Annotated in this window: 8 protein-coding genes; 4 read left to right on the forward strand and 4 right to left on the reverse strand. The window is 68.1% G+C overall.

Annotation, left to right across the window (positions count from 1 at the left end):
• The first annotated feature begins 478 nt into the window (after nt 1–478).
• Nucleotides 479–8,041, forward strand: a complete 7,563-nt coding sequence (locus tag ACFY6U_RS30815; RefSeq protein ID WP_390043416.1) for a ricin-type beta-trefoil lectin domain protein — start codon at nt 479–481, stop codon at nt 8,039–8,041.
• Between the two features lie 596 nt (nt 8,042–8,637).
• A complete protein-coding gene (locus ACFY6U_RS30820; RefSeq protein WP_390043483.1) occupies nt 8,638–9,981 on the forward strand; it encodes a fibronectin type III domain-containing protein in 1,344 nt (447 codons plus the stop codon).
• A 28-nt stretch (nt 9,982–10,009) separates the two neighbouring features.
• Here ACFY6U_RS30820 and ACFY6U_RS30825 read toward each other — a convergent pair whose 3' ends face one another.
• The 4 genes from ACFY6U_RS30825 to ACFY6U_RS30840 form a co-directional block, all read right to left on the reverse strand.
• The gene (locus tag ACFY6U_RS30825) at nt 10,010–10,855 is read right to left on the reverse strand and encodes an FkbM family methyltransferase (protein ID WP_390043418.1); all 846 of its coding nucleotides are present in this window, start codon (nt 10,853–10,855) and stop codon (nt 10,010–10,012) included.
• Between the two features lie 131 nt (nt 10,856–10,986).
• On the reverse strand, nt 10,987–11,871 hold the full coding sequence (locus ACFY6U_RS30830) for a hypothetical protein (protein ID WP_390043420.1): 885 nt from the start codon (nt 11,869–11,871) through the stop codon (nt 10,987–10,989).
• Nucleotides 11,872–11,924: 53 nt separating this feature from the next.
• Nucleotides 11,925–12,797, reverse strand: coding sequence for a helix-turn-helix domain-containing protein (locus tag ACFY6U_RS30835; RefSeq protein ID WP_390043422.1), 873 nt, complete (start codon nt 12,795–12,797; stop codon nt 11,925–11,927).
• 273 nt (nt 12,798–13,070) lie between these two features.
• A complete protein-coding gene (locus tag ACFY6U_RS30840) occupies nt 13,071–13,505 on the reverse strand; it encodes an ATP-binding protein (RefSeq protein WP_390043424.1) in 435 nt (144 codons plus the stop codon).
• A 158-nt stretch (nt 13,506–13,663) separates the two neighbouring features.
• Here ACFY6U_RS30840 and ACFY6U_RS30845 point away from each other — a divergent pair, with 158 nt between their 5' ends.
• Complete coding sequence (locus ACFY6U_RS30845) at nt 13,664–14,539, forward strand: helix-turn-helix domain-containing protein (protein ID WP_390043425.1); 876 nt, start codon at nt 13,664–13,666, stop codon at nt 14,537–14,539.
• Complete coding sequence (locus ACFY6U_RS30850) at nt 14,536–14,763, forward strand: DUF397 domain-containing protein (RefSeq protein WP_390043426.1); 228 nt, start codon at nt 14,536–14,538, stop codon at nt 14,761–14,763. The genes ACFY6U_RS30845 and ACFY6U_RS30850 overlap by 4 nt, the downstream gene beginning before the upstream one ends.
• Nucleotides 14,764–15,119: the final 356 nt, after the last annotated feature.

Consider the following 15,119-nt stretch of genomic DNA (forward strand, 5'->3'; position numbering starts at 1 on the left):
CATGAAGCGGAGGACACCGGACCGTTTCCCCTCTGACGGTGGCGACATGCGAACGGCCCTCCGCACGCTCACTTTGGTGGCCTTTTGCCGTGGCATGGGGAGTCCGTGTGCAGATCATGGAGGGGCCGGGTGTGCGGGACAAGGTCCTTTGGGGCGAAGGCCGACGTCTGCGCAGGTCGGAGGGGCTTATTTCGCCCTCAATTGCCTGCAATCTGGGCCTAGTTGAACTAACTTGTCATGTTACCGTCAGTGATCAATCCCACACCCACTCGAACACTCTGGCGCAGGAATCAACGCCTGATCAATAATCCCCGCTGTTTTCTCCTTACTTCCTCCACACCTCTTCACGCGGCTCTTCTTACGTTCGACGGCTTCGTCCGTTTCGCCGACCGGGTGTCTTCCCGGCCGTGCCCACCGGGGGGTTCCTTTCGTGTTCGGTCGATCACGTCTGCGCTGGCACCGCGGAATCCGCCGCGCGATGGCGCCCGGAGGCGTCCTGCTCCTGTCCCTCGCCCTCTCGATAGGGGTGCTGGACAGCCAGGCTTTCGCCGAGCCGCCGCCGGACGACGATGTGGCCGCGATGGTCGATGTCCCGGCCACCGATCCGGTGGACGGTGCCGACCAGTCCCTGGACGGCTACGCCCGCCAGTACGCCATCGACCCGGCCGAGAACGACACGGAGCCGCCGGACGGCAGCACCTCCATCCCGGCCGCCGGACCCGACGGCACCGCTGACATCACTCCGGAGAAGCTGGCCGCCGCCGACGACGGACTGGTCCAGGTCGACGGCGGTGTCCCGGTGAAGATCGGCGCCGTCTCGGACGACACGGCCGAACAGCCCACCGGCACCTGGTCGGTGAATGTGCTCGACCAGGCCGACACCGCCGCGTCCGGCGTCAGTGGTCTGCTGATGCAGATCACCACCAGCGACGACACTCCGGCCCCGGCCCGGGTCCAGATCGACTACACCGCCTTCAAGAACTACTTCGGCGCCCAGTGGTCCGACCGCCTCCAGCTGGTCCGCTACCCCGAGTGCTTCCTCACCCAGCCCGACAACGAGGCATGCGCCACCCCGGAGCCGCTCGACAACTCGGCCGACCTGCAGGCCGACACGACGACCACGGACGCGGACGGCAACGAGACCACCGACCTGGGCGCGACCAAGGTCGGCGCGACCCTGGACCTGTCGACCCCGATGGCGGCCGACACCGCCACCGGCACCACCACCGCCGACGCGGCCGCGGCCCTGAGCAAGGGCAGCGTGCAGCCGGCGGTCTGGCACGGCGCGTCCGCCAGGGCGATGGCTGCCGCCGCCTCCGCCGGGGCCGGCGGGGTCCTCGGCACGACCGACACCGGCAGCGGTCCCGGCGGATCCTTCCGGGCGACGCCACTCTCCTCGGCGGGCAGCTGGGCGGCCGGCTCGTCCTCGGGCGGCTTCTCCTACACCTACGGCATCGACACCCCACCGGTCTCCGCCGGCCCCACGCCGACGATCGCGTTCTCGTACAACTCCCAGGCGGTGGACGGCAAGACGTCCGCCGCCAACCCGCAGACCTCCTGGATCGGCGAGGGCTGGTCGTACGAACCCGGGCACATCGAGCGGTCGTACCGGGGCTGCGCCCAGGACCAGGACGGAGAGGACGCCAACAACAAGGGCAAGAGCAGGAAAACGGGCGACCTCTGCTGGGCGTCGTCGAACGCGGTGATGACCCTCGGCGGCACCACCGTCGAGCTGGTCCGCGACGACACCAGCGGTGAGTGGCACCCGAAGACCGACGACGGCACCGAGGTCGAGCTGAAGACCGGCGCCGACAACGGCGACGGTGGTGACACCGACGACAAGGGCGAGTACTGGGTCGCCACCACCCGCGACGGCACCAAGTACTACTTCGGCCTGGACAAGGTCGGCAACGGCCACGCCGACACCGACTCGGTCTCCACGGTCCCCGTCTTCGGTAACGACCCGAAGGAACCGTGCCACGCGGACGCCTTCAAGGACTCCTCCTGCAACCAGGCCTGGGCGTGGCAGCTCGACGAGGTCGTCGACCTGCACGGCAACGCCATGGTGATCACCTACCAGCAGGAGGAGAACTACTACGCCAAGAACAAGTCGACCAAGGAGAACGTCAAGTACGACCGGGGCTCCTACCCGCTGACCATCGAATACGGCCTGAACAAGGACGCCCTCGGTGCGGTCCCGGCCGCCAAGGTCGAGTTCAAGACCGACGAGCGTTGCCTCAACGCGAACAACGGCAAGTGCAACGCCGACGACTTCACCTCCGACGACCCGGAGAAGTACCGGGTCTGGTACGATACCCCGCGCACGTTTCTCTGCAAGTCGGACACCGCCAAGCAGTGCCCGACCTTCCCGTCCTTCTGGACCCGCAAGCGTCTGGAGAAGGTCGTCACCTGGGCCCACCGGGACGGCACCAGCACTCTCTACCCGATCGACGAATGGACGCTGAGCCAAGCCTTCAACAAGGGCTGGTACCAGACCTCGCCGGGCATGTGGCTGTCCGGCATCCAGCACGGCGCCTACGACACCGACACCACCGACCCGGACGACGCACCGGGCCAGGCTCTGCCCTCTGTCGTCTTCGACGGCACCGCGATGCCCAACCGGGTCCGCGACGGCGGCACTGACGAGGAACTCACCTACCTCCACCCCCGCATCACCGGCATCACCGACGAGAACGGCAAGAAGACCGTCGTCGACTACAACAAGGGGTGCACGTCCGCGCCGGCCGACAGCGACATCGCCGGCAACACGGCAGCCTGCTACCCCGTGCACTGGTCGGCCGACGATACCGTCGAGAACCCGCCGCTGGCCTGGTTCAACAAGTACACGGTCGCCCGCGTCACCGAACAGGACACGGTCGTCAGCACGACCGCCCTCGCCTCACCGGACCTCGTCACCACCTACACCTACGGGGGCGGCGGTTACTGGGCGAAGAGCGACGCCGAGTTCACCAAGCCCTCGCAGCGCACCCACAGCGACTGGCGCGGCTACGCCTACGTCACCACGCAGGTGGGTGACCCCGACGGGCCCGCCGCCACCCGCTCCAAGTCGACCGCGTACTACCTGCGCGGCTCCGGCAAGACCCTGAAGGACGACACCGGAGCCACCCTCAGCTCCGACGACGTGGACGAGTACGCGGGCCAGGCCGCCGAGACCGTCACCTACCTGTCATCGGAAGCCGCAGCGGCCGCACACAGCCGGGTGATCACGGTGCCCGGCGCCACCACGGAGACCGCCCGCCGCAAGCGCACCGACGACACCGACCTGGTCGCCCGCCGCTCCTACATCCGCCGCGTCGACGACCTCACCGCCTACGACGGCAAGTGGCGCGGCACCCGCACCACCACGACGGTCGACGACGACGGCCTGGCCAAGCTCAGCGAGGTCTCCACCGTCACCCTGTCGTCCCCCGGTGACACGACCCCGACGACCGGCGACACCACCTGCACGTACACGACCTTCGACAACAAGGCGTCGGCCAACCTCTACGGCCTGCCCAAGCGGGTCCTGACCACGGCCACCGACTGCGACGACGTCACGACCGCGGCCACCGACAAGGTCGTCTCCGACGTCACCACCGGCTACAACGCGGCCGGCGACGCCACCGACGAGAAGACCCTCAACGGAGACGGCACCGCCCTCGTCACCAGCTCCCACACCGACTACGACACCTACGGCCGCGCCACCAAGGTCAGCGACGGCGCCAGCCCCGCCCACGAGACGAGAACGGCGTACAACCCGGGCAGCAGCCCGTACGTCGTCACCGGCACCACGGTCACCAACGCCAAGAGCCAGGCCACCATCACCACCCTCGACCCGGCCCGCGGCCTGACGCTCACCACCGAGGACCCCAACGGCAACGTCACCCGTTACGGCTACGACGAGCTCGGCCGCCTGACCACGGGCTGGCTTCCCGGCGACGACGACGCCCTGCCGTCGACGAGGATCAGCTACGCCCTCGGCGCCAAGACCCCCACCCGGGTCACCACCAGCACCCTGCGCGACAACGGCACCTACAGCGACTCGGTCACCTTCTACGACGGCATGATGCGCACCGTCCAGACCCAGTCGCCGGACGCCACCGGCCTCGGCCGCATCGTGACCTCGGTCCGCTACGACGACCACGGCAACGCGGCCCGCACGGACAACGGCTACTACGTCCTGGGCCTGCCGGCGAAGTCCTGGTATCTGCCGACCAGCCAGCAGCCGATCCCCAACTCGACGAAGGCGACCTACGACGGCCTCGGCCGCCCGGTGAAGACGACAACTCTGCACCACAACGCCGAGTTCTCGTCCGCCACCAGCACCTACAGCGACACGGACGCCTCGGTCACCGTCGTCCCGCCCACCGGCGCCACCGCCACCAAGACGATCGGCGACGCCCTCGGCCGCGCCGTCAAGCAGATCACATACACCAACGCCGACCGCTCGGCGAGCACGTACACCGAGACGACGTACGACCCGCTGGGCAACCGCACCCAGATCAAGGACAAGTCCGGTCGCGTCTGGTCCTGGACCTACGACTCCCGGCATCGCGTCCTGACCAGCACCGACCCCGACGCCGGCACCAGCCGCACCTGGTACGACGACCAGGACCACGTCACGCAGACCAGGGACGCCACGGGCAAGGTCCTGCACTACGGCTACGACGCGCTCGGCCGCAAGCTGTCCATGACCGTGGGCTCGGCGAGCCTGCCCTCGGTGGAGTGGACGTACGACACGGAGGCCAACGGCATAGGCCTGCCGGCCACCTCCGTCCGGCACACCACCCCCGGCTCCGCCTCCGGAGACATCGTCACCGAGGCGACCGGCTATACGGAGAGGGGCCAGCTCACCGGCAAGACGGTCACCATCCCGGCGATCAGCGGCCAGACCAACAACGTGTCCGGCTCCTACCACTGGTCGTACACGTACACCCCCACCGGCAATCTCCAGTCGACGACACTCCCCGCCACCCCCGGCGGTATGACGACCGCAGAGAAGGTCATCACCCGCTACAACGCCCAGGACCTGCCGATCTCCACGTCCGGCTGGGACTGGTACACGACGGGTGCGATCTACAACCCGTACGGCCAGATCACCCGTTCCACGACGGGCAAGAACCCGTACCGGGTCTGGACCAGCGCCGAGTACGACGAGCCGACGGGTCTGCTCCTCCACTCCTACGCGGCCACCCAGACGGCGAACGGCCTGGTCTCGCAGACGGCCTACGCCTACGACCAGGCGGGCAACACCAGCCTGGTGGCGACCGGTTCGACCAGCGGGTCGACCACGACCTGGGACAACCAGTGCTTCACGTACGACGCCCGTGGCCAGTTGGTCGAGGCGTGGACGGGCGCCACGGCGAAGCAGTGCACGGACTCCTCGGGCACGACGTGGAAGGCTACGGACTCTTCGGCGACCGCTTCCGGCGGCGTGGGTGCCACCCCGTCGACCTCGACGATCGCCACGGGAACGGCGGCGTACGGCGCCCTCTCCTACTGGCAGTCGTACCGCTACGACGACCTGGGCAACCGCACGACGGTCACGAACCACAGCACCCAGCGCACGTCGTCGGGCGACCTCAACGCCGCACTGGACGGCTCGACCTCGTACGCCTACGGCGACACGGGCCAGCCGGACACCCTGACCGGCTGGACGGAGAAGACGGTCACGCCGGCGGACTCGGGGACCAAGACGGTCACCGAGGTGAACTCCGCGACCTACGACGACGCCGGGCGCACCGACACCCGCACGATCAACGGTGACGCGCAGTCCTTCGTGTACGACGGCGAAGGCCTGCTGACGTCCGTCTCCGGCTTCGGCGCGGGCAAGGGCGCGATCACCGGACCGGGCGGCCTGTGCCTGGACGACTCCAGCTCGCTCACGGCCGACGGCACCGCGATCCAGGTCTACACCTGCAACGGCACGACAGCCCAGAAGTTCAGCGCCAACGGCGGCAAACTCACGGTGCTCGGCAAGTGCGCCACGGCCGCGGGCACGGCGTCCGGGGCGGCGATCACCCTCCAGACGTGCGTCCCGGACGCGACGACGCAGTCCTTCGTGCTCCGCGCGGACGGCACGTTCTACAACGCGACGTCCAAGCTGTGCCTCAACGCCCCCGCCACCACGGCGGGCACCGACCTGACTCTGGCGGCCTGCACGGCGAGCGCGTCCACGCAGAAGTTCACGATCGCGGCGACCACGTCCTACCTCTACGACGCGGACGGCAACCGGATCGCGAAGACCACCGGCGGCTGGACGACCCTCTACCTCGGCGAGACCGAGGTGATGGGCTCCCAGACGACCACGGCCACCAAGGCGATGCGCAGTTACGCCCAGGCCGGCGCCCCGACGGTGGTCCGCTACACGTCGAGTGCCACGAGCAGTCAGACCCTGGCCGCCCAGATCACCAACACCCAGGGCACGGGCACGGTCCAGATCAAGCTGGCGTCCGGGATGGCGATCTCCTCCCGCTCCTACGACGCGTGGGGCAACCTGCGCGGCGACCTGGCCGGCGCGGCGGCCTGGGCGGGCTCGCGGACGTACATCGGCGGGGACGACGAGTCGAGCACCGGCCTGATCCACCTCGGCGCCCGCGACTACGACCCGGTGACCGGCCGCTTCACGACCATTGACCCGGTCATGGACTTCTCCGACCTCCTCCAACTGGGCGGCTACGCCTACGCGGACAACAGCCCGGTGACCAAGGCGGACCCGAACGGCGAGTTCTGGGGCTTCTCCCAGATCGCCCACGCGGCGTGGAAGGCGACCAAGGTCGTCGCGCACGTGGCGTACGAGTACTCGGGCGTCGCGGACATCGTCAGCTGCGCCACCAACCCCTCCCTCGGCTCCTGCCTGATGGCGGCGGCGACCATCGTGATCACGGTCGCGACCTTCGGCGAGGGCGGCCTGGCCCTGGCCGCCGCGAGGGGCGCCATGCGCTTCGGCGGCGGGGTACTGGCGCGAGGCGCCGAACAGGCGGCCGTGAAGACCGCCGAGAAGACGGTCGCCAATACGGCGGCGAAGGCGGTCGAGAAGAAGGTCGTGAAGACCGCCGAGGAGAAGGCGGCTAAGGCGGTCGAGAAGAAGACCGTGAAGTCGGCGGAGGAATCGGCCGCGAAAACGGCGGAGAAGGACGCGGGCAAGGCCGCGGAGAAGGAGACGAGCAAGGCCTCCGACGAGGGTGCGGACGCCGCCGAGTCGTCCGGCAAGTGCAACAGCTTCACGCCGGACACGAAGGTCCTCCTGGCCAATGGCAAGACGAAGGCCATCAAGGACCTGAAGCCCGGCGACAAGGTGAAGTCGACGGACCCGGTCCTGGGCGGTCTCGGCGCTCAGACGGTCACGGCGACGATCCAGGGCCACGGCACGAAGCACCTGGTCCGCCTGACCCTGGCCAACGGCAAGTCCATCACCGCTACGGACGGCCACCCGATCTGGTTGCCGAAGTTGCACCGCTGGGCGAAGGCGAGCCAACTCCGGCCGGGCGACTGGCTGCAGACGGCGGCCGGGACGTACATCCAGATCACAGCAGTACGGGCCTGGACCCAGACGGCAACGGTCAACAACCTGACTGTCTCCAGCGCGCATACGTACTATGTGTTGGCCGGGACTACAGCTGTTCTCGTCCACAACTGCGACGATCCCGCGCATGCAGACGACTGCTATTGCGATTTCGGAGATACCCCCAAGCTGCGTGCAGATGCTCTGAGTGATGATGTCTGGGAATCTGCCGAAGCGAGCGGAGGGGGAATCACCGACGCAGAAAGGGCCGGCGATGCTGGGTCGATCGCGCGCGGACACGCCAATGCCAAGCATGGCGGTGAATTTCCTGGAATGTCCGCCGAGGATCTCGAAACTCACGTCCGGGGTGTGATGAACAATCCCGCTCGCGCGAAGGATCTTGGCAGTGGCCGGAGAGCCTATCAGGGGAACGACGGGTCTACGGTAGTGATTCACGACCCCATGAGCCCTGATATGGGGACGGTCTTTAATCGAAGTGCCGCAACGATAGATGAATACTGGAACGGCTTGAACTGATGGATGAAAATTCACCGCGCCCGAGCCAGGTGCTGGCGCAATCAGAGGTTGAGTTGCTTCGGCGCGCCCTCCTGGAGTGGGGAGGGCCTGCTCGTTGCAGTGATGAACTGGCTGCAGCGATCGGATTCAGGGACTTTGCCGACCTAGTCGAAGAGAGTCGCAGGATCCGCGAGATGTTGGCGAAGGATGTTCAGATTTCCCGCGTTGACTGGGCGCGGATAGTCCTGGGTGTGGAAATTGTCTTTGTCAGCGATCTGGCTGGGTCGGGTGTCGAGTGGGCGACGACGACCGGATTCGGAGATGAGGTCACTGTGATGGCGATTCGGTCGGTCCAGCGAAAACTGGCAGGCGTTGTTCGTCCGTATTATGGGAGACGCCCGCAGTGAGCTCAGTGACCCCGACGGATCGACGGGGTCGAAAATCCCGCCAGGTTGTTCTCTGGGCGCTTCTCCGCGCTTCTCAAGTGCTCGGCTGTACGGCTCGAGGCCTGCCACAATCCTCACCGAGGAGGAAAATTGAATTTTTACAGTCAGAGCAGTGGGGTCAGTAGAGCCCCACTTGCCGTCGCCTTCACCACCATGGCCGCGACTCTCGCAATGCCTGTTGGTGTTGCGCAGGCAGCCTCCTCTTGCGGAGCCGGGGTGTGGACGGAGCGGTACTACTCCAACACCAGCTTCAGCGGCATGCCCAAGAAGTCCGTCTGTGACAAGGCCATCGACGAGAACTACGGCTCCGGTGGCCCACCGGGTGTCGGCCTACCAAGGGACAAATTCGGTGTCCGATGGACCATGAACCGAGACTTCGGTTCCGGTGGACCGTTCGTCTTCACGGCGACCGTTCGCGACGGCATCCGCGTGTACCTGGACGGCCAACGCAAGATCGACCTCTGGGGGGACGTGGACAAGACACGTACCAAGTCGGTCAACGTCAACATACCTAGGGGAAAACACGCCCTGCGTGTCGACTTTGCGGCCTTCACCGGCAAGGCCGACGTGACATTCGCCTACCAGTCCCGAACGTCCCCCGATGTCGACAAGGTGCGGCCGCTGGCTCCCACCGGGGTAGGCGGTGCGTTGGTCCCGGGCTACCGGGCCATCGGCGTGTCCGTCAAGTGGGCGAAGAACGTGGAACTGGACCTGGGAGGCTACCGGCTCTACCGTCGTCCGACCGGCAGCACCACCTGGACCCTCATCAGCGGCCGTAAGCTCATCCCCGGTCACTCTTACACCGATGTCCCAGCAACGGACGGCAGTGCCTTCGACTACGCGGTCACCGCGGTGGACCAGGCTGGCAACGAGTCTTCCCCGGGGGTGGTGAAGGGCGTCGCGTCGGGCGACATCACACCGCCCGCCACCCCCACCGGTCTGACCGCCACCGGCACCGACGCGGGCGTTGAGCTCAGCTGGCATCCTGTGCCCGGCGCGAAGTACTACGAGGTCGTCCGGGTCAACCCTCAGCTGACGGAACAGGTACTGGTGGGCACTCCCAAGGGAACCACCTTCACCGACACGACCGTTGCGCGCGATGTGGACGCGCTCTACCGAGTTGCCGCGGTGGACGAGGCGGGCAACACCTCCGCGTACTCCTCAGACCTGACCACCCGTCGACTGGTCGCAGCGCCGGGTGACGTCGCGGCGACAGTCAGCAAGTCCGGCGCGAAAGTCACCCTCACATGGACCGTGCCGGCGGACGGCGGCGACTACGTCGGCTTCAACGTCTACGTCTCTGAGTCGCTCCCGGTTGACCTCTCCGCCAAGCACTGGGGATGCACCAGCAGCGTCGCATGGTCCGAGACGGCTGACGGCCGGTGGCAGGCGACCTGCACGATGTCCACAACTGGATGGACGGGCACGCTGTACTTCGCCCTCACAGGCTATGACCAGTACAACGACGAATCCCTGCCGTCCCAGCCCGTGACCGTCACTTTCCCGGACAGCTGAAACGAGGCCCCTGCTCTTCGGGCTGGCCTCAGTCCCGCGGCGCGAAGAGCAGGTTGCGGGTGTGCGGCGGGCGGGGTTCGTTCCAGGGCACCAGCGTGCCGTCGTGCTCGGCGATCCAGTGGACGTCGTAGCCGAGGGGTTCGAACTCGTCGACGAGGTCGTCGAGGGAGGCGTCGACAAGGGCCTCCATCACCAGGGTCGGCCGGTCCCGCTTCAGCACCTGCCGGGCGCCGCGCAGCACCGACATCTCGTGCCCTTCCACGTCGATCTTGACGAGGTCCAGCTTGGTGTCGGCGAACACCTCGTCGAGGGTGAGCAGTTGGATGCGCTTCTGCTGGGCGTCGGGGGCGGCGCCGCCTTCCAGGGTCGAGCCGGTGGAGAGCAGGTTCCCGGAGAAACGGACGCTGATGTCGGCCCAGCCGGGCTCGCTGGAGACGCCGGCCTGGTGGAGCCTGATGTTCTGGACGCCGTTGGAGCGGACGTTCACCGAGAGCCGGGCGTGGATCTGGTCGACCGGCTCGAAGGAGTGCACCTTCGCCTTGGGGTTGGCATGCGCGGCGATCATCGAGAAGTAGCCGACGTGGGCGCCGACGTCCGCGATGGTCGAGCTCTGCGCGGCCAGCCGCGACCAGGTGGCGAGCGTGCCGGGCTCGTAGCCGAACGTCCCGTTCCACAGGGTGTCCATGGCCACCGCATCGTCGTTCACGCAGAACATCACGAACGGCGGACAGTACGGCGACTCGATCTCCACGTAGCCCCGGTACGGGTACTTCTTGCGGTGCACGCGGATGATGTCCCCGGTGGCGACCGGCCTGACCGATGGCGCGTGGGCCAGCATGCGGGCGTTGGCGGCTTCGACCTCGGAAATGCGCATTGGGCGATGTTAAAGCCAAGGTCAGAAAATGTCACAGGGTTTGAAAATGACCAGGAAGGGAAACTCACAGGTTCGTGAGCGAAAATTCCGGAGGTTGTTCATTTCGAATAACCCGGGATTAACCCGTCCTTTTACTTGGGCTGCATGAAGAGCTCGGCTGTGGTGGTGGCTGTGGCGGCGCGGGTGAGCCAGGTGGTGAGGGTGTCGTGGTCGTCGCAGGTGGTGATGCGGTCGCGGGCTTCGTCGCTGATGTCGATGCCGCGACCGCTGAGGACGACGAGGAGGGCTTCGGCGAGGCCTTCGGTGAGGCCTTCGGCGCGCAGGGCCTGGGCCGTCTGGGACTGGAAGATGGAGAGGTCGACGGCCATGAGGTGCCTCCAGAGGTCCGCGGCCGGCGTCTTGCCCAGGCCTTGTTCGGTGAGCTCGATGTAGATGCTCGCGGTGTCTTCGTCGTCGGCCTGCAGGCCCTTCAGGGCGGCTGCCAGTGCTTTCAGTATGGCATCGGACTCCGGCGCACGGCTGTGCAGCGCGGAGGACAGCACCGCGAGGGAGATGTCCTTGGCGGCCGCTTCCGGCGTGTCGATGACGGGGACGGTGTCCGGGCCCAGGACGAGCGGGCGCAGGGTGAGGGTGGGCCACTGCGGGGGACCGAGGCTGACCTGTTGTGCCGCCCAGGCGGCCGTGTGCCTGTCCCCGCAGACGACCAGCAGTACCGCCGGCATCTTGTACTTGGCGTAGAGGTACGCCGGGTAGTAGGCCCAGCTGGCGGGCTTGTCGAGGTCCCGCCCTCCCTGGGCCTCCACGGCGAGGAGGAAGCTGCCGTCTTTCGCCGTGTCGAGGCGGAGGAGGGTGTCGACCCGGCGTTCCAGGGGGCGGTTCTCCGTCAGGTCCGTGGGAAACGGTGACGCGGAGACCGGATTGCTGAAGGAGACGCCGAGCGCCCTTACGGCTCGGGGGAAGAGCGCCGGATCCTGCTGGAAGATCCGGTGCATCGCTTCGTGCGGGGAGCTGACCATGAGGGGAATCGGGGCCTCTCGTCGTAGTCGTAGGGCCTGTCAATGGAGGGTGGTCATGCCGCTCTCGGTAGCGGCCGGTGGGTGCGGCAGTCACGGCAGCGGCCGGGGTGCGCCGCGCGGAACGGGCGGTCGCAGCCGTCGCAGTCCTGGAAGGGGAGCGGGCGCGGTGGGGCGGGCGGTGGTGGCGGTGGCAGGTACTCCGTGAGGCGGTGGGCCAGGAGGCCCGCCGGGTGGTGGAGCGGCTCGGCCGGGAGGCAGGACGTGAGGGTGCGGCGTACGGCTTCGGGCGAGGCGCCTCGCTCCAGCCAGGCATCGACGGCCGGGGCGAGCCGTCGTACCTCGCGTTCGGGGAGGAGGAGGCGGGGGTCGTCGTGGTGGAGGCGGGAGAGGAGCGTGGTGGCCGTGCGCCGCGGATCGGGCGTGCTGCGCGTGGGCTCCGGCAGAGGTGGCTTCGGCGGGCGCGGCGGCGGTGCCGGTGCCGGTGTCGGGGGACGCGTCCGATCGGGGCGGGGCACCGGTGGCGGCACGGGTGGCGGCGTAACCTCCCGTACCTCCTCCACCCCCGTCGGCCGGTTGTACGACACCGTCCGCGAGACCACCCGGCCGTTCGGCAGCCGCTCGCGCGTCCGGGACAGGTAGCCGTGGGCCTCCAGTTCGCGCAGCGCCGCCGCGATCCGCACCTCACCCTCCGGGAAACGCCCGGTCAGCGACTTGATGTCCACGCGGGCGCCGGTCGGCAGCGACTGGATGTGGCCCGCGAGGCCGATCGCGGTGAGGGAGAGTTCGCGGTGCTGGAGAAGGCGGTTGTCGACCACCGTGTACCGCGTGGTGAGCCGGACATTGACATGGGTCACCCCGTACGAGGGGTTCGCCCCGGGAACGGCTGACCGGGCGCGCGAGGGCGCGCTAGTGTGCTCTGCATCCATCGGGAAGTTGCAGTCTTCCTAGGTGGTCAGGCCCTCGATCGGGATCGCTACTCCCGGCCGGGGGCCGTCGTATGTGCGTCACGGGTGACGGGTGACCGTGTGTTGCCCTGGCCGTCACCCGGTGTTGTCGCGGCGAGCATATGCCGGGCAACCGGGACCGAATCCAGTCCAGTTGGCCATGTTCACTCCGGAGGGTGACGGGCGGCGGCGGGGAGGCGGGTGGGGTTGGGGAGGGGGATTTCCCTGGGTTTTTTAACTACTTGGCGGCGGGCGTCACCGTCCCGCGGCGGACCGCGTGACGGTCAGTTCGGCCCAGACGGTCTTGCGGGGACGGGGCCCGAGGGAGACGCCCCAGCGGTCGGCGAGGGCCTCGACGATCACCAGCCCGCGACCGTTCTCGTCCGCCCCGGAGGGGAGTTGCAGGCGGGGGCGGAGTTCCTCGCAGGTGTCCGTCACCTCGACGCGGACCGTGTTCCCGACGACGTACATCAACAGCCGGAAACCACGGCCCGCCGTCCGCCCGTGCGTCGCCGCGTTGGCCGCCAGTTCCGCGACGACGTGCGCCACGTCCTCCGACGGCAGCCCCCACGACCGCAGTTGCTCGGTCGCCAGCAGCCGCGCCAGCCGGGCTCCTCTGCGCGTGGGGGACAGCAGCACGCCGAAGTTGCGGATCGGGCATTCGAGGGGGGTGGAGATTTCCTGGTTCACGTCACTCAGCGTGGCCGCCTGTGCCTACCGTGAACAGTGACGGAGTCGTTGCGTACGGTCACTGTCCGCTGCTTGTCCGGCGCTGTCCGGGCTGTCGGACGCGGTCGTACGGGTAGGGCGTCGTCGAGGCACGGTCGTACGGCGGAGGGGCGGCGGGGATGAGCGTGGACGGCGCGGTGGGGCGGCTCAGGAGCGAGGCGGACGAGCCGGGTTGGGAGGTGGATCCCGACGACGAGTGGGGCGTCGCGGTCATCGCGACCGTCGGGCGGCAGCTGAAGCTGCGGCGGGAGGCGGTGGGGATGCGGGCGGCCGAGTTCGGGGTGGCGGTCGGGTACGGCGAGGACATGGTCTACAAGATCGAGGGCGGGAAGCGGATTCCCCGGCCGGAGTATCTGGACAGGGCGGACGAGGTGCTCGCGGCGGGCGGCCTGCTCTCGGCGATGAAGGAGGACGTACGGCGGGTCCGGTACCCCAAGAAGGTGCGTGATCTGGCGCAGCTGGAGGCGAGGGCGGTGGAGCTCCAGCTCTACGACCCGCTCCACATCCACGGCTTGTTGCAGACACCTGAGTACGCGCGCGGGCTGCTCCGGACGCGTCGCCCGGCGTACAGCGGCGACGAGGTGGAGCGGTTCATCGCCGCGCGCGTCGCACGTAAGACCGTCTTCGAGCGGGACCCGGCGCCCGAACTCAGCTTCGTTCTGGAGGAGTGGACGCTTCGGCGTCCGCTCGGCGGGCGGGCGGTGCTCCGTCAGCAGTTGGAACATCTGCTGGAAGTTGCACAGTTGCGGAACGTCGAGCTTCAGGTGATGCCGATGGATCGTGAGGAGCACGCGGGGGTCGACGGCGGAATCGAGGTGCTGAAGTCCGAGGACGGCTCGGCGGTGGGGCGTTCGCCGGCAGTGGCCAACGGCCGACCGGTGTCCGATGCGAAGCAGCTCCGTATCCTTGAACTGCGGTACGGGATCATCCGGGCGCAGGCGCTCACCCCGCGTGAGTCGACGGCCTTCATCGAACAACTGCTGGGGGAGACATGATCCGCAGGACCTCGGCCGAGGACGCCTCCGGTCTGACGTGGTTCAAGAGCAGTTACAGCAGCGGCAGTGAAGGCGACTCCTGCGTCGAAGTCGCCGTCAGCCCCTCCACCGTCCACATCCGCGACTCCAAGAACACCGCGACCCCCTCCCGCGGCCCCCACCTCACCTTCCCGCCCGCCACCTGGACGGCCTTCCTCTCCCACGCGGCCGCCGCCGGGGAGTGAGGTACGCCCGCGACCTGTTCGCACCGCTGGGAGCGGTCGTGGCTGTGGGCGCGCTGAACGCCACCGGCACGTGGTTGTTCGCCGACGTCTCGGTCGGCGCGTTCCTGGCGGACAGACGGCAGCGGTGGGACCGCCTCTTCGCTGTGGTCTGCGCGCTCTGCGCCTTCGACCGCGACGAGGCGACGGCGATCGCCGACGAGATGGCCTACTTCCGCGACTACGACCTGTCCGCGCCGCTCCTCGTCCTCTGGTCCGCCGGAGTGACGGGGGTCGAGAGCCTGCACGACCCGTCGCCGTCGGTCGTACGCCGCATGTGCCGCATGGCTGCCGACCTCCAACTGACCGAGTTCCTGGAC

It is taken from the genome of Streptomyces sp. NPDC013157, assembly GCF_042899865.1.
Taxonomy (GTDB): Bacteria; Actinomycetota; Actinomycetes; order Streptomycetales; family Streptomycetaceae; genus Streptomyces.

Coding starts and splice junctions, on each gene's coding strand:
- ACFY6U_RS30815 (WP_390043416.1), top strand. CDS start 479: ATGGCGCCCGGAGGCGTCCTGCTCCTGTCCCTCGCCCTCTCGATAGGG.
- ACFY6U_RS30820 (WP_390043483.1), top strand. CDS start 8,638: ATGCCTGTTGGTGTTGCGCAGGCAGCCTCCTCTTGCGGAGCCGGGGTG.
- ACFY6U_RS30825 (WP_390043418.1), bottom strand. CDS start 10,855: ATGCGCATTTCCGAGGTCGAAGCCGCCAACGCCCGCATGCTGGCCCAC.
- ACFY6U_RS30830 (WP_390043420.1), bottom strand. CDS start 11,871: ATGGTCAGCTCCCCGCACGAAGCGATGCACCGGATCTTCCAGCAGGAT.
- ACFY6U_RS30835 (WP_390043422.1), bottom strand. CDS start 12,797: ATGGATGCAGAGCACACTAGCGCGCCCTCGCGCGCCCGGTCAGCCGTT.
- ACFY6U_RS30845 (WP_390043425.1), top strand. CDS start 13,664: ATGAGCGTGGACGGCGCGGTGGGGCGGCTCAGGAGCGAGGCGGACGAG.
- ACFY6U_RS30850 (WP_390043426.1), top strand. CDS start 14,536: ATGATCCGCAGGACCTCGGCCGAGGACGCCTCCGGTCTGACGTGGTTC.